Source organism: Citrobacter amalonaticus (genome assembly GCF_018252635.1).
Classification (GTDB): Bacteria; Pseudomonadota; Gammaproteobacteria; order Enterobacterales; family Enterobacteriaceae; genus Citrobacter_A; species Citrobacter_A amalonaticus_E.
Window position 1 is genome coordinate 1 of the sequence record NZ_JAGTXM010000006.1, and the last position, 17340, is coordinate 17340.

Here is a 17340-nt window from a genome sequence, read left to right on the forward strand (position 1 = left end):
AACGCCGTAGCGCCGATGGTAGTGTGGGGTCTCCCCATGCGAGAGTAGGGAACTGCCAGGCATCAAACAGTGAAAAAGCCCATCCTGACGGATGGGCTTTTTTGCGTCTGTAGTAAGCCTGTGACAGGTGCAGATAAGCGCAGCGCCATCAGGCAGAACGCCGGATGGCGGCTTCGCCTTATCCGGCCTACAGTCAGAACGAGGCACCCTGATAACGTAAATGCAATAACGGATATGGCCGCCCAGGATCGTCGACCTCTGCACGCCCCGTCACTCTTAATCTCTGCACTTATTCCGAAATTCTTTCCCTGCTAATTAAAACCGCGATCGCTGTCACACAACAACACATAACAATTATATAACATTTCATTTACTAAAAAGACAGCAAACACAACCGACAAGCACAATCGGATCTTTGGCAGGAGTACAATTTTAATGACTGAAAGCAGTGTAACTGCGAACGGGTCACTGACTGATAGTGATACCCGCCGTCGCATATGGGCAATTGTAGGCGCGTCATCCGGGAATCTGGTTGAATGGTTTGATTTCTATGTTTACTCGTTTTGCTCGCTCTATTTTGCACACATCTTCTTTCCCTCTGGAAACGCGACAACGCAGCTACTGCAAACCGCAGGTGTTTTTGCGGCAGGGTTCTTAATGCGCCCTATTGGCGGTTGGCTATTTGGTCGTATCGCCGATAAACATGGCCGTAAGAAATCCATGCTTTTGTCCGTGTGCATGATGTGTCTGGGATCGCTGGTGATCGCTTGCTTGCCGGGTTATGAAACGATAGGAACCTGGGCACCGGCGCTGTTACTGCTGGCGCGTTTATTCCAGGGGTTATCCGTTGGCGGTGAGTATGGCACCAGCGCAACTTATATGAGTGAAGTTGCTGTTGAAGGTCGTAAGGGGTTCTACGCCTCTTTCCAGTACGTCACGCTTATCGGTGGTCAATTGTTGGCACTGTTGGTTGTGGTTATCTTACAGCAGACCATGGAAGATTCTGCACTCAGAGAGTGGGGATGGCGTATTCCTTTCGCATTAGGTGCGGTACTGGCGGTTGTGGCGCTCTGGTTACGTCGTCAACTGGATGAAACGTCAAAGCAGGAAACACGTGCGCTGAAGGAGGCGGGATCGCTGAAAGGGTTATGGCGTAACCGTAGAGCATTCATTATGGTGCTCGGGTTTACGGCGGCTGGATCGCTGTGCTTCTATACCTTCACCACCTATATGCAAAAGTATCTGGTGAACACCGCAGGTATGCACGCCAATGTGGCCAGCGGCATCATGACGGCGGCGTTATTTGTCTATATGCTCATACAACCGCTGTTTGGCGCGTTGTCGGATAAAATTGGTCGACGTACCTCTATGTTGTGTTTTGGCGCACTGGCAACACTTTTTACTGTACCCATTTTGACCGCGCTTCAGAATGTAACTTCACCCTATGCAGCATTTGGTCTGGTGATGTGTGCGCTGCTGATCGTCAGTTTCTACACCTCGATCAGCGGTATATTGAAAGCTGAAATGTTTCCGGCACAGGTTCGTGCATTAGGAGTGGGGCTTTCTTACGCCGTGGCGAATGCTCTGTTTGGTGGTTCTGCGGAATACGTGGCGTTGTCGCTGAAGTCTGTTGGTATGGAGACTTCGTTCTTCTGGTATGTCACCGTTATGTCGATTGTCGCATTTTTGGTCTCGTTGACGCTGCATCGCAAAGGGAAAGGTCTGCGCCTCTAGCGATGCGCCATTTGCCAGAGGGTATAGCCGGTCGTTGCACCGGCGACATCCCAGGCAAAATCTTTCCAGCTCCAGCCACTCCCTGCGGGGCGACTATCCCAAAGCTCCTTTGCCGCCCCCAGGCTGACCGAGAACATAAACCCCACCATTGCACTACGATCGCGACTCATTCCCTGATGTTGCGCGTACTCATTACCTGCGGCTGAGAGCATCGCGGAAGCAATAAAGTGCTGCGCTTTGTCCTGCCCACTCCAGCGGTCCTGCACCATATGACTACAGCCTGACAGAATAAGGGTACTCAAAAGTAAAATAACGCGCACCCGTGGCCTCCATAGAAAAAACCCCGTTCAGGACGGGGTTTCACTTTTACAGAATACGGCTTATCAGCCTGTCGATTCGAATACGACGTAATCGACGGATCAGTTTGCGAACTTTTACCGGGTAATCGGCAATGCTCTGCAAGTCACGATAGTGCTTAACGACCGTGGTATGCGTACGAATCAGCGCCAGCTCTTTCTCGCGCTGCGCAGCCAGCTCTTGCTTAGGATCGTGGATCAGAATCGCATTTTCCAGATCCAGGCGCCAGGCACGCGGGTTGAGGTTATTGCCGGTCAGCAGCATCCACTTATCATCGATCCACATCCCTTTGAGATGGTAGGTATTGTCGTCATCTTTCCACAAGCGAACGACGAGTTGATCGGTATTGACGTAATACTGCAAACGGCTCAGGAAGCGACGCAGGTTAATCTCATAGAGATAGGGCAGTGCGCCGATGATCTTAAATGGTTCATTTTCCGGGATATAAAAGTCGTTGGCGGTTTTATCACCCACAATGATCTCAACCTTCTTCCCTTCGCGTAACAGTTGAATGATGTTACGGACAAGAATTGCTGGCAGGTTGAAATAGGGGGTGCAAATCGTGAGCTTATGCTCCGCACAGGGCATAAGATGGAAAATGGTTTTGTTTAGTAGGCTGGATTTCCCCAGACCGACCAATGGCGTCACGGACAACTGTTCATTATCGGCATCGCCCTGGAAGTGATAAGCTGCGTCACGAAGCTCCTGGCGGTATAAACGAATGTCGTTTTTAATCTCCGGGCTTTTCGGACGCTGGGTATTATCCAGACGATTCACGCCACGACCGTTCATCAGATTCTGGGTTACCCACTCGAACATGATGTCAGCCATTCTGGCGTTGCGGATTAACTGGTAGCGGTCATAGCGATATTTATCGTGCTGATGCAGATAAACATCGTTCAGACTGGCGCCACTGTACAAGACGCTATCATCAATGATAAAGCCTTTAAAGTGCAGAACGCCGAGGGCTTCACGAGTATTGATCGGTACGCCATATACCGGAACATCGACACCCGGATTTTCATGCGCCATTCGGCAATACCAGTCGGCATTGGTGTTAGATGCTGCTGCGCCAATACGTCCACGCTGCGCACGATGCCAGTCGACGAGGACCCGAACATCCAGATCAGGACGCTGCCGTTTCGCCTCGTAAAGCGCGCTAAGAATGCCTTTGCCACCATCATCCTGTTCCAGGTACAGGGCAATAATGCAAATGCGCTGCTTCGCGCTGGCGATCTTTTCCAGCAGGGTCTCCCTGAACCTGGCGGGAGCATAAAAGAAATCGACATCATCAACTGATTGAGAAATCTTAGGTAGTTGGGCAAGGTGTTGTTGATGTTTATTACGCTTAAATTTTGACAACATCACAGTGCATTTCTTCTCTGTTCATTGAAGGGTCCTCTGTGCTATGCAGACGACATAAGCGGGCAATGATAACACCGTCCCCGTTAAAGTGGTCAACATTTCCAGTACCTTACTCACGATTCCTCGGGCGGAGCCAGATCCAACGACAGCCCGACGATTCCCTCTTCGAGCTGGATATCCACGCTAAACCCAAGCTTACGCGCCAGCGCGACCATGCCACGATTATTTGGCATCGTAATACCATTCAGCCTTCTCAGTCCGTGATCTCGTGTATAGGTAATCAATTTTTCCAGCAATCGACGACCCAACCCTAACCCTTTGAGATCGGAACGAACCAGTACGGCAAATTCAGCATCAATATTATCCGGATCGGAGATCGCTCGCGTCACCCCCAGGATCTCCTCCGTTCGTTCAACGCGCCTCACTGCAACAAACGCCATTTCCCGATCGTAGTCGATCTGCGTCATGTTGGCTAAATCCTCATGAGTAAATTCATTGATCTCGCTGAAATAGCGGTAATAAAGATCTTCCTTGGTGACCCGGGAAATAAACTGCTGAAGCTGGGGTTCATCTTCTGGCAGGATAGGACGGAACAGACATTGCTCGCCATTTTTCATCTCCACCCACTCTTCCAGTTGATGCGGATAGGGGCGAACGGCAAGACGGCTTTCGTTGTCGCCCTCGAATGGGGCGATATCCAGCGTGACATCCAGCGCGGTGAATTCACCAGCGGAGGCCAGCAGCGGGTGAATATCCAGACGCTGAATCTCCGGACAGTCGACAATCAGGTTTGAGACCTGAACCAACAGCTGGCTTAATCCCGCGACATCCAGCGGGCGCAACGCACTGCGGCCGCGGATCTTTTTATTCTTGATCGCCTGAATCACTAAATAGCGCGCCAGGTTCATGTTCAACGGAGGTAACGCCACCACGGCCTGCTCTTCAGGTCGCCACTCCACGCCACCTTCACCCAACATGATCAATGGGCCAAATACAGGATCGTGCTCAACCACCACGCGCAGCTCCTGCGCCCCTGCACGGTTCGCCATACTCTGCACCAGCAGACCATGGATCCGCGCCTGCGGCCAGGCCATTTTCACGCGATCGATAATGGCATTGGCCGCCTGCTGAACTTCATTTGCCGTGCGCAGGTATAGCATTACGCCCTGAACTTCAGACTTGTGCGGGATGTCCGGCGAACGCAGTTTTAGCGCAACCGGGTAGCCAATCTGTTCAGCAATATGGACGGCTTCGATGCTGTCGCCGGCAATCCAGGTCGGGAGCGTATGCAAGCCATAAGCCTGCAGGATCGGCTGCACCTCATGGGTATCGAGTGAGGTTGCTCCCTCGGCAATTGCTTGCTGAAGCAGGTCGTGGGCCTGGGTCGTGTTTGAGGTCAGATTGCTGGGTAGGGCCGGCGTTTCACGCAGTTGTTTCTGGTTGCGCCGGTACTCGACCATATGCATAAACGCGGTGATCGTCCCTTCCGGGGTGCGATAGGTAGGGAGCCCGGCTTCACTGAACAGTCTGCGGGCTTCCTGAGAGGAAAACTCGCCACACCAGTTGGTCAACAGTGAGACAAATTTGCCACGAGAATGGTGCTTAACGGTATCAATCAGTGCCTGAGCACACTCGGTGGCGGGGGCGGCGGCGCTGGGAGAATGGATCACCATCAGCGCGTCAAAATCCTGACTGGCGAGCAGAATATCCAGCGTTCGGGTGTAATGCTCAATGCTGGCATCGTCACGCAGATCCAGCGGGTTGGCGATCTCAACATGGGCAGGTAGCGCATCGCGCAACGTCTGGCAGGTCTCTTCACTTAGCATGGCCAGTTTGCCATTGCGGGACCAGAGTTGATCAAGCGCCAGCGCCGCAGGCGCGGCACCGTTACTGATGATCATCAGCCTGTCACCGCGCAGAGGGCGCATATGGCTGAGCGTTTCCACAGCGGAAAAGAGCTCATGGGTATCTTTTACGCGCAGCAAACCGGCACGCTGGATGGCGGCATCCCAGGCAGGGTCCATTCCGGCGCTGGTATGCAATAGCCGCTGTGCCGCCGGGCTACGACCGCTCTTAATCACCAGGATTGGCTTATTACGAGCGGCGCTACGGGCGGCGGATACAAAGCGGCGGGCGTCGCTGAGATGTTCGAGATAGAGCAAAATGGCGCTGGTTTTGCTGTCACGTGCCAGATAATCCAGGAGCTCATCAACATCAATATCCAGGCTGTCTCCAAGCGCAATAAAGTAGGAGAACCCCATTTCCCGCTGCTGCGCCCAGTCGAGGATAGTGTTGGAAACAGCGGCGGACTGAGAAATAAATGCCAGCTTGCCGCGTTTAATCGGAACCGGTGAGAAGCTGGCATTCAGCCCCTGCCAGGGGGCCAGCAGACCAAGACTGTTAGGGCCAAGCAGACGCATGTTGTAGCGTTGCGCACAGGCCAGCAATTCTGCATGTTGTGCGCCAGGGGCCGAGAGAATAATGCAGGTTTTACAGCCTTTCTCGCCGAGCGCTTCCAGCAAGGCCAGATTGCGGCGGGCATTAGTACACAACACGGCAAGGTCGGGGGTGAAGGGCAGACTGGCGACATCGGGCCAGGCCAGGACGCCCAACACGGCTTTCCAGGCCGGTGTTACCGGCAAAACGGGACCGTTAAATCCTCCCGCCAGCAGGTTGCGCATCATCAGATATCCCGCCCGATTGGGCTTCATCGATGCTCCAATTACCGCGATCGATTTTGGTCGCAGAAGCGCTTCCAGTCCTCGCTGGCTCATACCGGTTTCCCTTACACAGAAGTGACCGAATGATTCTAAACGCTTTCTGCGGATTCTGCTGTGATGCTTCCCTGATGTTGGGTTTTTCCTGCAAGGTAGCGCGTTTTAAAGCGGGTAAAGTGCTCGCCGAGGCTGCTTGCCGCACGGGTATCACCGGCCAGATCCAGCAGCGCAATGGCGACTTCTGCCGTGCAATATTGTCCTTCGGCATGGACCTCGCGCAGGTGATAGGCCGACAGACGCGACAGATCGACTGAGATCACAGGGAGAGCGTCAAGATACGGGCTTTTGCGGAACATCTTACGCGCTTCCGGCCAGGTGCCGTCGAGCATAATAAACAGCGGAGGCTTCCCTGCCGGTGGGGCGAAAATCACCTCACGTTCGTCGCCGGCATACGATGCGGGAAACACCACCATCGGTTGATAATCCGGGTTTTTCACCAGATCCAGCAACGCCTGCGGCGGTTCTGTCCGTGACCACTGAAACGCAGTGGTGTCCGGTAGGATATCGGCGATAAGACGTCCGGTATTGCTCGGTTTCATCGGTTCAGTATCAAACATCACCAGGCAAAAACGGCTCGTTGCCTGAGAAGGCGACAGCGTCGCGCACAGACAAAGTTTTAGTGGCAGCAAGCAGCGCTGGCAACGACGAACGCGATTGCCTCGGGCGAGAAAAGGGCGGGTGGCGCGCGCCAGACGTTCAGCGCGAAGCTTGAGAACAGCGTTTTCAGTCATAGGGAATGCATTGAAAAACGCTATTGTCGCAGAGGTGAAAACGGGGCACAAGATGTGCCCCGTAGCGTTTACAGCGATTCGTTCAGCCAACTGTCAAAGGGTGCCTTGGGGACCGCGCCATTCAGCATGTCGACAACCTGACCCTTTTTGAAGATCATAATGGTGGGAATACTGCGGATACCAAAGCGTGCGCTGAGCTCACGTTCCGCCTCCGTGTTGACTTTCACAAAGCGGACTTTGCCGCTGCGTTCTTCGGCAACATCTTCAAAGATGGGCGCGAAGTTACGGCACGGACCGCACCACGGTGCCCAGAAATCGATCACCACCGGCAGATCGTCTTTGAGCAGTTTATCCAGTGTTTCACCGGTCGCATTGATCACCTCCCCGTCGAACAGGTCGTGACCACAGCGTCCGCATTTTGCCGCATCCTCAACCCGATCGTCGGGAATGCGGTTGATGGCCTGGCAGCTGGTACAAACGGTATTCATAACTAACCTCTGGATGCGTCGGGGTATTGAACGGCAGTGACGCCGATATGTTTCTAATATGTTACATATTATCGATGAGACTGTTTTAAACGACAATCTGTTTTATTCAATGAGTACAATAGTCATAAGCTTTTAAATGAAATAATGGCTAACCTGGTGCACATCGGGTAATCTGCGCGCTTCGCGCAGCGCTGGTGGAGAAAAGCATGAACGATGAATTGAAAAACAAAAGCGGCAAGGTCAAAGTGATGTATGTCCGCAGTGATGATGATTCTGATAAACGTACCCATAACCCGCGTACCGGGAAAGGTGGCGGGCGTCCAGGAAAATCTCGTGCTGACGGTGGCCGTCGCCCCGCCCGCGATGAAAGACCCTCTCAGAACCGCGATCGCAAGCGTGAAGACTCACCGTGGCGGACCGTGTCCCGTGCCCCGGGTGATGAGACGCCTGAAAAAGCCGATCACGGTGGTATCAGCGGTAAAAGCTTTATCGATCCTGAAGTCTTGCGTCGTCAACGTGCGGAAGAGACCCGCGTTTACGGTGAAAATGCCTGTCAGGCCCTGTTCCAGAGTCGCCCGGAAGCGATTGTCCGCGCCTGGTTCATTCAAAGCGTCACGCCACGCTTCAAAGAAGCATTACGCTGGATGGCGGCAAATCGTAAAGCGTACCATGTCGTTGATGAAGCGGAACTGACGAAAGCCTCAGGGACCGAGCATCACGGCGGCGTTTGCTTCCTGATTAAGAAACGTAATGGTACGACGGTTAAACAGTGGGTAAGCCAGGCGGGCGCGCAGGACTGTGTGTTAGCGCTGGAGGATATTTCGAACCCGCACAACCTTGGCGGCATGATGCGTAGCTGCGCGCACTTCGGTGTGAAAGGTGTGGTGGTACAGGACGCGGCGCTGCTGGAGTCCGGTGCGGCGATTCGTACCGCAGAAGGCGGTGCCGAACATGTTCAACCGATTACTGGCGACAGCATCGTTGATGTGCTGGATGATTTCCGTCAGTCGGGCTACACCGTGGTGACAACCTCCAGTGAGCACGGTAAGCCGCTGTTTAAAACTGAACTGCCAGAGAAAATCGTCATGGTGTTAGGTCAGGACGTTGACGGTTTGCCGGATGCGGCGCGCGATGCCAGCGATCTGTGCGTGAAAATCGACGGTACAGGTCTTGTTGAAAGCCTGAACGTCTCGGTGGCAGCCGGTGTGTTGCTTGCCGAATGGTGGCGTCAGAACAAAGCCTGACGGAAAAATGCCAGCGAATCGCTGGCATTTTTTTATTCGCTCTCGGCCGGTAAAACGGGCATCCAGTCAATCGGCTTCTCGCCGCGCTGTTCCAGCCACTGATTTGCCAACACAAAATGGTTACAGCCAAAGAACCCACGATGCGCCGAGAGTGGAGAGGGATGAGGTGCTTTCAGAACATGATGACGTTTCTGATCAATGATCGCGCCTTTCTTCTGCGCATGAGAGCCCCATAGCAGGAAAACCACCCCTTCACGATGCTGGTTGATCAGGCCAATCACTTTATCGGTGAACGTTTCCCATCCCAGACTGGCATGAGAGTGTGCCTGACCTGCCCGCACGGTTAATACTGTATTAAGCAGCAGAACGCCCTGATGCGCCCAGCTTTCAAGATAACCGTGGGCAGGACGAGTGAAACCGGGGATCGACCCTTCCAGTTCCTTATACATGTTCAGCAGCGAAGGAGGTATCGCAATACCGGGGCGAACAGAAAATGCCAGACCATGCGCCTGGCCGGGACCGTGGTAGGGATCCTGTCCAAGGATCACGACCTTGACATCACCCAGCTCAGTGAAGCGAAACGCATTGAACACATCTTTTTGCGGCGGATAAACTGTGATCCCCGACTGACGCTCTCCGGCGACGGTATGCAGCGTATTGATAAAGTAGGGCTGCTGTTTCTCTTCAGCCAGCACATCGTGCCAGGTTAATTCAGTGGCCATCTCGCTCTCCTGCGAATTACTCAATCGTCATAGCTTAACTGCTTCTTTCGATGGCGCAAAATTCTCTCCGCGATGATAAGCGCTATGCACTTAATAAAGTTGAAAATTTGTGTAAAAAGTTTATGTCTGCACATAGCGTAAGTTGATGTAAAACAATAAAATCATCTCAATCACTTACTTGGTTTGTGGATTTTATTGATTTAAATCAATGAATAGAGGGTGTCAGGGGGGTATATATACACTCAAGCAACAATGGTTTTACCAATTGGCCGCGAGCCGGCCAACCCTAATCAAATACTTTGCCGGGGAGGCATCACAATGATTACAGGTATCCAGATTACTAAAGCCGCTAATGACGATCTGCTGAATTCCTTCTGGCTGCTGGACAGCGAAAAAGGCGAAGCGCGTTGCATCGCGGCTAAAGCCGGTTTTGCCGAAGATGAAGTGGTAGCGGTTAGCAAACTGGGTGAAATTGAGTACCGCGAAATTCCGATGGAAGTAAAACCGGAAGTTCGTGTGGAAGGTGGTCAGCACCTGAACGTTAACGTTCTGCGTCGTGAAACGCTGGAAGATGCGGTTAAGCATCCGGAAAAATACCCGCAGCTGACTATCCGTGTATCTGGCTATGCCGTGCGCTTTAACTCACTGACGCCGGAGCAGCAGCGCGACGTTATCGCACGTACCTTTACTGAAAGCCTGTAAGGCTTAACGTTTAAATAAAAACGCCGGGAAATCCCGGCGTTTTTTTATTCTTCGTTTGACTCCTGCGGCGCCGTTGCCGTACTCGGCTTACGACGTTTACCAATGTTCCTGGTATCGCGATGGCGTTTCTTCACGCGCGGTTTATCTTTGTCTTTTTCTTTTTTCTTCTCTTCACGTTTGGCGAGCGCTTTCTTCGACGGTTTGCCTGTCATCTTTTCGCTCGGCGCACGTGAGGTTGGGCGCAACGCATCAATCACCCGGGATTTCAGTGGTTCTTCAATGTAGCGACCAATTTTCAGCAGCAGCAGGTGATCGTGCGCTTCAACCAGCGAGATTGCGGTACCCTTGCGCCCGGCGCGGCCCGTACGGCCAATGCGGTGCAGATAGGTGTCTCCGCTACGCGGCATGTCGAAGTTAATCACATGGCTGACGTCAGGAATATCGATTCCGCGCGCGGCTACGTCGGTGGCGACCAGCACGTTAACGCGACCATCGGTAAGACGCTTAATGCCTTCGTTACGCTTGATCTGCGCCATCTCCCCTTCAAGATAGCAGTTGTTGATCCCCGCCAGACGCAGCATTTCAGCCAGTTCGTGCACGCGCTCGCGCTTGCGGACAAACACGATGGTACGGGTGGCGTCGTCTTGTTTCAGCAGGTGCTTCAGCAGTTCGAATTTGTGTTCGAAGTTATCCGCACGATAATACCACTGGTGGATCTTCTTACGCTCGCGAGTGGATGGCGTTGCGGAGACTTCAACCGGCTCTTCCAGCAGACGTTCGGCAAAATCTTTAATCGCATCGCCTTCCAGCGTGGCGGAGAACAGCATCGTCTGTTTGCGCCAGCGCGTTTCCCCGGCGATGTGCTCGATGTCCTGGGCAAACCCCATATCCAGCATCCGATCCGCTTCGTCGAGGATCAGCGTTTCCACGGCGCGGCAGTCAAAATTCTCTTCTTTAATATATTGCAGCAGACGCCCGGTGGTGGCGACCACAATATCCTGGTTTTCGCTGAACACTTCGGCGTGGTTCATGTACGCTACGCCACCGGTAATCGTCGCGATATCCAGGTGGGTGTTTTTAGCCAGTTCGCGGGCATGATCGGCGACCTGCATCGCCAGTTCGCGAGTTGGGGTCAGGATTAAAATACGCGGCGGGCCAGATTTTTTACGCGGAAAGTCGAGCAGGTGCTGCAACGCGGGCAGCAGATACGCCGCCGTTTTACCGGTGCCTGTCGGCGCAGAACCGAGTACGTCACGGCCTTCGAGCGCAGGCGGAATGGCGGCAGCCTGAATGGCGGTCGGGCGAGTGAAACCTTTTTCCTGGAGGGCATCCAGCAGGCTTTCATCGAGTTCAAGTTCGGAAAAAGTCGTTACAGTCATGTTCTACCTCTGTGTGGGGCGCTGATTATAGACGTTACGGCTGCAATCTTCATCTGTTTGTATGGATATCGCTTCTCAGGTATTGTTTTCACCTGGTGCTGTTGCCGTTTTTCCTGCAAGGTTTTTAATTCATGCCTCAGTCTACATCCGTCCTTCGTCGTAATGGATTTACGTTTAAACAGTTTTTTGTCGCGCACGATCGTTGTGCGATGAAAGTCGGAACAGATGGGATTCTGTTAGGGGCATGGGCTCCGGTGGCGGGCGTAAAGCGGATCCTTGATATCGGTACTGGCAGCGGACTATTGGCGCTGATGCTGGCGCAGCGAACTGATGAAAGCGTCACCGTGGATGCCGTTGAACTGGATAGCGACGCCGCGGCGCAGGCGCAGGAAAACGTTGCCCAGTCGCCATGGGCGGATAGGGTGATGGTGTTGGAGAATGATGTCCAGCACTGGGCTGAGCGCCAGACCGTGAAATATGACCTCATCATCAGCAACCCACCTTATTACGAGCAGGGCGTCGAGTGCGCCACACCGCAGCGGGAACAGGCACGCTATACCACGATGCTGGATCATTCCGCATTGTTAGCGACGGCGACGGGGCTTATTACGGAAGAGGGGTTCTTGTGCGTCGTGCTGCCGGAAAGTATAGGCAATACCTTCACGCAGCAGGCGTTAAATATGGGCTGGCATTTACGGCTACGCACCGACGTTGCTGAAACCCAGGCGCGGTTGCCGCACAGGGTGCTGTTGGCATTCTCCCCAAAAAAGGGGGAATGCTTTAGCGACAGGCTGGTGATTCGCGGGCCGGATCAGCGTTACTCCGAAGGTTATACGGCGCTGACCCAGGCATTTTACCTGTTCATGTGAGCATGTAACGGTGAGAGCACCGATGGGCCCGATTCCTCCAGCAGTGCCGGATAATCGAGCGTGTAGTGCAGACCGCGGCTTTCTTTACGCATCATCGCACAGCGAACAATGAGCTCGGCGACCTGAACCAGGTTGCGTAGCTCCAGCAAATTATTCGAGACGCGGAAATGGGCATAATACTCGTCGATCTCCTGCTGTAACATGGTGATACGGCGCAGGGCGCGCTCCAGGCGTTTGGTGGTGCGCACAATTCCCACGTAGTCCCACATAAACAGCCGCAGCTCATGCCAGTTATGCTGGATCACCACCAGTTCGTCAGGGTTGTCGACGCGACTTTCATCCCAGGCGGGCAGCACAGTGACGCTACGGGCGTAAGGCATTCGTCTGTCGATATCTTCCGCTGCGGACCATCCGTATACCAGACACTCCAGCAGCGAGTTTGAGGCCATCCGGTTCGCGCCGTGCAGGCCGGTATAGCTCACTTCCCCGATCGCATACAGGCCGTCCACATCGGTACGACCGAAGTCGTCAACCATCACGCCACCGCAGGTGTAGTGTGCTGCCGGCACGATGGGCACCGGTTCTTTGGTCAGGTCGATACCCAGGCCCAGCAGCTTTTCGTAAATCATTGGGAAATGCTGGCGTACAAAGGCTTCTGGCTTATGGCTGATATCAAGGAACATACAGTCCGCACCGAGACGCTTCATTTCATGGTCGATAGCGCGGGCGACGATATCGCGCGGCGCCAGTTCCCCTCGCGCGTCAAAGTCCGGCATAAACCGCGTGCCGTCCGGGCGTTTGAGATGGGCGCCTTCTCCACGCAGCGCTTCGGTAAGCAGGAAATTACGTGCCTGAGGATGATACAGCGCAGTTGGGTGGAACTGATTAAATTCGAGATTGGCGACCCTGCACCCTGCACGCCAGGCCATCGCAATACCGTCGCCAGAGGAAATGTCCGGATTCGTTGTATATTGATACACCTTTGATGCGCCGCCGGTCGCCAGCACGACAGACTTCGCGTGACAGGTTTCCACTGCTTCTTTATTCCGATTCCAGACCCATGCCCCAACGACGCGGCGGGTACCGGGCAGGCCAATTTTGTCGGAAATGATGAGATCGACGGCGTTACTGCGTTCCAGTACCCGAATGTTCGGATGACTTTGCGCTTTGCTGACCAGCGTCGTTTCCACCTCTTTACCGGTGGCGTCAGCAGCATGCAAAATGCGGCGATGACTATGGCCGCCTTCACGCGTCAAATGATAACTCTCTTCGCCGTTAGGCTGAACCTGGGTATCAAACAACACTCCCTGGTCAATCAACCACTGTACGCAGGGGCGGGCGTTACTGGCGACAAACTCCACCGCATGGCGATCGCAAATACCGGCGCCGGCAATGAGCGTATCTTCTACATGTGAATCAATGCTGTCGGTTTCATCGAAAACGGCGGCAATCCCGCCCTGCGCATAGAATGTGGAGCCTTCGCTGACGGGACCTTTACTCAGAACAATCACCTGGTGCTTTTCAGCCAGGCGTAGCGCCAGAGAGAGTCCGGCAGCGCCGCTACCAATAATTAACACGTCACAAGAAAGTTCAGGCGTAGTTTTCATGATTTTTGTTTAATGTACTAAACAGTGTTTGGCCAGCATAGCACCAGAATCAGCAAATCAGCACGTTTTATTTTCAGTGTTGTTGTAATGACTAAACAAACCGGTGTGATGTAAACAGATGTCTACCGGGGAAATAATTTTGCGCGGCGGGCCGTAAGCATCAGATTAGAGGATGAAATAAAGTGGCCATTGGGTTACTCTGCAACCGGTTTATGGGCATTTTTAAAGATAGTGCGTTGTTCGGACTCGGTAGACTTATAATGAGAGATAATGACCGTCTACAACATGACAAACAAAAAACAGATGCGTAACGGAACTTTACAAAAACGAGACACTCTAACCTGTTGCTTGCTCATAGTGCAGCTAATGGAGTGGCGTTTCGCGAACGCGTGGAAATTTGGTTTGGGGAGACTTTACCTCGGATGAGCGAGCAGTTAACGGACCAGGTCCTGGTTGAACGGGTCCAGAAGGGAGATCAGAAAGCCTTCAATTTACTGGTAGTACGCTACCAGCATAAAGTGGCGAGTCTGGTTTCCCGCTATGTCCCGTCGGGCGATGTTCCCGATGTGGTGCAAGAATCATTTATTAAAGCCTATCGTGCGCTGGATTCATTCCGGGGAGATAGCGCTTTTTATACCTGGCTGTATCGCATTGCGGTGAATACAGCGAAGAATTACCTGGTGGCTCAGGGGCGTCGTCCGCCATCAAGCGATGTGGATGCGATTGAAGCAGAAAACTTCGAAAGTGGCGGTGCGCTGAAAGAAATTTCGAACCCTGAGAACTTAATGTTGTCAGAAGAACTGAGACAGATAGTTTTCCGAACTATTGAGTCCCTCCCGGAAGATTTACGTATGGCAATAACCTTGCGGGAGCTGGATGGCCTGAGCTATGAAGAGATAGCCGCTATCATGGATTGTCCGGTGGGTACGGTGCGTTCACGTATCTTCCGAGCGCGGGAAGCTATTGATAATAAAGTTCAACCGCTTATCAGGCGTTGACGATAGCGGGATACTGGAAAAGGTATTAGGCATGCAGAAAGAAAAACTTTCCGCTTTAATGGATGGCGAAACGCTGGATAGTGAGCTGCTCAACGAACTGGCTCATGACCCGGAAATGCAAAAAACCTGGGAAGGCTATCACCTGATCCGCGATTCTATGCGGGGTGACACGCCCGACATGCTTCATTTCGATATTTCCGCTCGCGTAATGGCCGCTATTGAAGATGAGCCGGTACGCCAGACGGTGCCATTCATTCCAGAGGCCCAGCCTGCGCCACAGCAATGGCAGAAAATGCCATTCTGGCAAAAAATGCGTCCATGGGCCGCGCAACTTACCCAAATGGGCGTTGCCGCGTGCGTATCGCTTGCAGTTATCGTTGGTGTCCAGCACTATAATGGACAATCTGAAACGTCCCAGCAGCCTGAAACGCCGGTGTTCAATACTTTGCCAATGATGGGTAAAGCCAGCCCGGTCAGCCTGGGAGTACCTTCTGATGCGACCGCGAACGGTGGACAACAGCAGCAGGTACAGGAGCAGCGTCGTCGGATCAACGCTATGTTGCAGGATTACGAACTGCAACGCCGACTGCACTCCGAACAGCTTCAGTTTGAGCAGGCACAGACACAGCAAGCCGCTGTTCAGGTGCCAGGAATTCAAACTCTAGGAACGCAATCGCAGTAATGAAGCAACTTTGGTTTGCCATGTCACTTGTGACGGGTAGCCTGTTCTTCTCTGTCAACGCCTCGGCCAACACTGCGTCCGGGGCGTTGTTGCAGCAGATGAACGTGGCGAGCCAGTCACTCAATTACGAGCTGTCATTCGTCAGCATCACGAAACAAGGCGTTGAGTCTCTGCGTTATCGCCATGCACGCCTGGAAAACCGTCCGCTTGCACAACTGTTGCAAATGGATGGTCCGCGTCGTGAGGTGGTCCAGCGTGGGAATGAAATCAGCTACTTCGAACCCGGACTTGAACCGTTCACCCTGAACGGTGACTACATTGTTGACTCCCTGCCATCGCTTATTTATACCGATTTCAAACGTCTCGCCCCCTACTATGATTTCATTGCAGTGGGTCGTACCCGGATTGCCGATCGCCTGTGCGAGGTGATTCGCGTGGTGGCGCGTGATGGTACGCGATACAGCTATATTGTCTGGATGGATACGGAAACGAAGCTGCCGATGCGGGTTGATCTTCTCGATCGTGATGGCGAAACATTAGAGCAATTCCGGGTGATCGCTTTCACTGTGAATCAGGATATTGGCAGCGGAATGCAGACGCTGGCGAAAGCCAGTTTGCCGCCGCTGCTCTCCGTTCCGGCGGGTGAAAAAGCCAAATTCAGTTGGAACCCGACCTGGCTTCCTAAAGGGTTTAGCGAAGTGTCCAGCGGGCGCAGACCGTTGCCGACGATGGACAACATGCCGATTGAATCGCGTCTCTACTCCGACGGTCTGTTTAGCTTCTCGATTAACGTCAACCGGGCGACGCAGGCCAGCACCGACCAGATGCTGCGCACCGGGCGCAGAACGGTCAGCACGAGCGTACGCGACAACGCGGAAATCACCATTGTCGGTGAATTGCCGCCGCAGACAGCGAAGCGTATTGCCGACACCATTAAGTTTGGAGCCGCGCAATGATCAAAGAATGGGCTACCGTGGTGTCATGGCAAAACGGAGAGGCATTGGTGAGCTGCGATGTGAAAGCGTCCTGTAGCAGTTGCGCTTCACGTTCCGGATGTGGCACCCGCGTGCTAAACAAACTCGGGCCGCAGACCACGCATACCATTGTGGTGGCGAGCGATGTGCCGTTAGAGCCTGGGCAGAAAGTGGAACTGGGGATTGCCGAAGGCAGTCTGCTGGGTTCTGCCATGCTGGTTTATCTGTCGCCGCTGGTGGGGTTATTTCTCATCGCATCGCTTTTTCAGGTGCTGTTTGGCTCTGATCTTGCGGCGTTAAGCGGCGCGATACTCGGTGGCGTCGGCGGATTCCTGATTGCCCGCGGCTATTCCCGCAAACTTGCCGCACGTGAAGCCTGGCAGCCGGTTATCTTAAACGTCGCCCTTGCACCAGGTCTGGTGCGCGTTGAAACACCCTCTACCGAAACGACCCCATGATATTCTTGCCGGATGGCGGCTTCGCCTTATCTGGCCTACAAACGATCGGCAAGCCAGGTAGGCCCGATAAGCTTGCGCCATCGGGCATCATGCCTCTCTTACTCTGTTTTACATCAGAAAAGCGATGCCGTTTCCAGTTCCCGCTATCCTGACTCTATGAACATTTCCTCGCCTTCGCGTTGTAGTGTAGAATGCGGCGTTTCAGTTAAACAGACGTTAAGCTCAGAACAGCGACTTCTCAAAGCCTGTCGAA

16 protein-coding genes and 1 pseudogene are annotated in these 17340 nt (G+C 53.5%); 9 read left to right on the top strand and 8 right to left on the bottom strand.

Going from position 1 to position 17340, the window contains the following annotated elements:
- Positions 1 to 435: 435 nt before the first annotated feature.
- Positions 436 to 1734 (top strand): MFS transporter, encoded by a 1299-nt coding sequence (locus tag KE671_RS17665; RefSeq protein WP_206164502.1) that lies wholly within the window; start codon positions 436 to 438, stop codon positions 1732 to 1734.
- Here the strand turns inward: KE671_RS17665 and KE671_RS17670 are convergent.
- From KE671_RS17670 to trxC, 5 genes are all read right to left on the bottom strand, one after another.
- On the bottom strand, positions 1731 to 2054 hold the full coding sequence (locus KE671_RS17670) for a YfiM family lipoprotein (RefSeq protein WP_206164501.1): 324 nt from the start codon (positions 2052 to 2054) through the stop codon (positions 1731 to 1733). The genes KE671_RS17665 and KE671_RS17670 overlap by 4 nt on opposite strands.
- 46 nt (positions 2055 to 2100) lie before the next feature.
- A complete protein-coding gene (gene pssA, locus KE671_RS17675) occupies positions 2101 to 3456 on the bottom strand; it encodes a CDP-diacylglycerol--serine O-phosphatidyltransferase (RefSeq protein WP_206164507.1) in 1356 nt (451 codons plus the stop codon).
- 113 nt (positions 3457 to 3569) lie between these two features.
- On the bottom strand, positions 3570 to 6230 hold the full coding sequence (locus tag KE671_RS17680) for a bifunctional acetate--CoA ligase family protein/GNAT family N-acetyltransferase (protein WP_206164500.1): 2661 nt from the start codon (positions 6228 to 6230) through the stop codon (positions 3570 to 3572).
- Positions 6231 to 6265: 35 nt separating this feature from the next.
- The gene (gene tapT, locus KE671_RS17685) at positions 6266 to 6964 is read right to left on the bottom strand and encodes a tRNA-uridine aminocarboxypropyltransferase (protein WP_206164499.1); all 699 of its coding nucleotides are present in this window, start codon (positions 6962 to 6964) and stop codon (positions 6266 to 6268) included.
- Between the two features lie 68 nt (positions 6965 to 7032).
- The gene (gene trxC, locus KE671_RS17690; protein ID WP_042317510.1) at positions 7033 to 7452 is read right to left on the bottom strand and encodes a thioredoxin TrxC; all 420 of its coding nucleotides are present in this window, start codon (positions 7450 to 7452) and stop codon (positions 7033 to 7035) included.
- A gap of 206 nt (positions 7453 to 7658) precedes the next feature.
- Between trxC and KE671_RS17695 the strand changes: the two genes are divergently transcribed.
- Positions 7659 to 8696 carry a tRNA/rRNA methyltransferase gene (locus tag KE671_RS17695; protein ID WP_206164498.1) on the top strand — a complete coding sequence of 346 codons (1038 nt, stop codon included), beginning with the start codon at positions 7659 to 7661 and terminating at the stop codon, positions 8694 to 8696.
- Between the two features lie 32 nt (positions 8697 to 8728).
- Here the strand turns inward: KE671_RS17695 and ung are convergent, their stop codons facing one another.
- A complete protein-coding gene (ung, locus tag KE671_RS17700) occupies positions 8729 to 9418 on the bottom strand; it encodes a uracil-DNA glycosylase (protein ID WP_206164497.1) in 690 nt (229 codons plus the stop codon).
- Positions 9419 to 9736: 318 nt separating this feature from the next.
- On the opposite strand from ung, the gene grcA reads away from it, so the two are divergent.
- Positions 9737 to 10120: an autonomous glycyl radical cofactor GrcA gene (grcA, locus tag KE671_RS17705; protein WP_044253162.1), complete on the top strand. Its 384-nt coding sequence runs from the start codon at positions 9737 to 9739 to the stop codon at positions 10118 to 10120.
- A gap of 44 nt (positions 10121 to 10164) precedes the next feature.
- On the opposite strand, the gene srmB is transcribed toward grcA, so the two are convergent.
- Positions 10165 to 11499, bottom strand: coding sequence for an ATP-dependent RNA helicase SrmB (gene srmB / locus KE671_RS17710; RefSeq protein WP_206164496.1), 1335 nt, complete (start codon positions 11497 to 11499; stop codon positions 10165 to 10167).
- A gap of 131 nt (positions 11500 to 11630) precedes the next feature.
- Here srmB and trmN point away from each other — a divergent pair, with 131 nt between their 5' ends.
- On the top strand, positions 11631 to 12368 hold the full coding sequence (trmN, locus tag KE671_RS17715) for a tRNA(1)(Val) (adenine(37)-N(6))-methyltransferase TrmN (protein WP_206164495.1): 738 nt from the start codon (positions 11631 to 11633) through the stop codon (positions 12366 to 12368).
- Here trmN and nadB read toward each other — a convergent pair.
- Entirely contained in the window at positions 12353 to 13975 is a 1623-nt protein-coding gene (gene nadB, locus KE671_RS17720) for an L-aspartate oxidase (RefSeq protein ID WP_206164494.1), read from the bottom strand. The two genes, trmN and nadB, sit on opposite strands and share 16 nt — an antisense overlap.
- A gap of 260 nt (positions 13976 to 14235) precedes the next feature.
- Between nadB and rseD the strand changes: the two are divergent.
- The 5 genes and pseudogenes from rseD (at position 14236) to rseC (ending at position 17087) form a co-directional block, all read left to right on the top strand.
- Positions 14236 to 14401 (top strand): annotated as a pseudogene (rseD, locus tag KE671_RS17725) (rpoE leader peptide RseD).
- Positions 14398 to 14973, top strand: a complete 576-nt coding sequence (gene rpoE, locus KE671_RS17730; protein ID WP_000003307.1) for an RNA polymerase sigma factor RpoE — start codon at positions 14398 to 14400, stop codon at positions 14971 to 14973. The pseudogene rseD and the gene rpoE overlap by 4 nt, the downstream one beginning before the upstream one ends.
- A 31-nt stretch (positions 14974 to 15004) precedes the next feature.
- Positions 15005 to 15655, top strand: a complete 651-nt coding sequence (rseA, locus tag KE671_RS17735) for an anti-sigma-E factor RseA (protein WP_206164493.1) — start codon at positions 15005 to 15007, stop codon at positions 15653 to 15655.
- Entirely contained in the window at positions 15655 to 16611 is a 957-nt protein-coding gene (gene rseB, locus KE671_RS17740; protein WP_206164492.1) for a sigma-E factor regulatory protein RseB, read from the top strand. Before rseA ends, rseB begins: the two co-directional genes overlap by 1 nt.
- Positions 16608 to 17087 carry a SoxR-reducing system protein RseC gene (gene rseC, locus KE671_RS17745; RefSeq protein ID WP_206164491.1) on the top strand — a complete coding sequence of 160 codons (480 nt, stop codon included), beginning with the start codon at positions 16608 to 16610 and terminating at the stop codon, positions 17085 to 17087. Before rseB ends, rseC begins: the two co-directional genes overlap by 4 nt.
- Positions 17088 to 17340 lie beyond the last annotated feature (253 nt).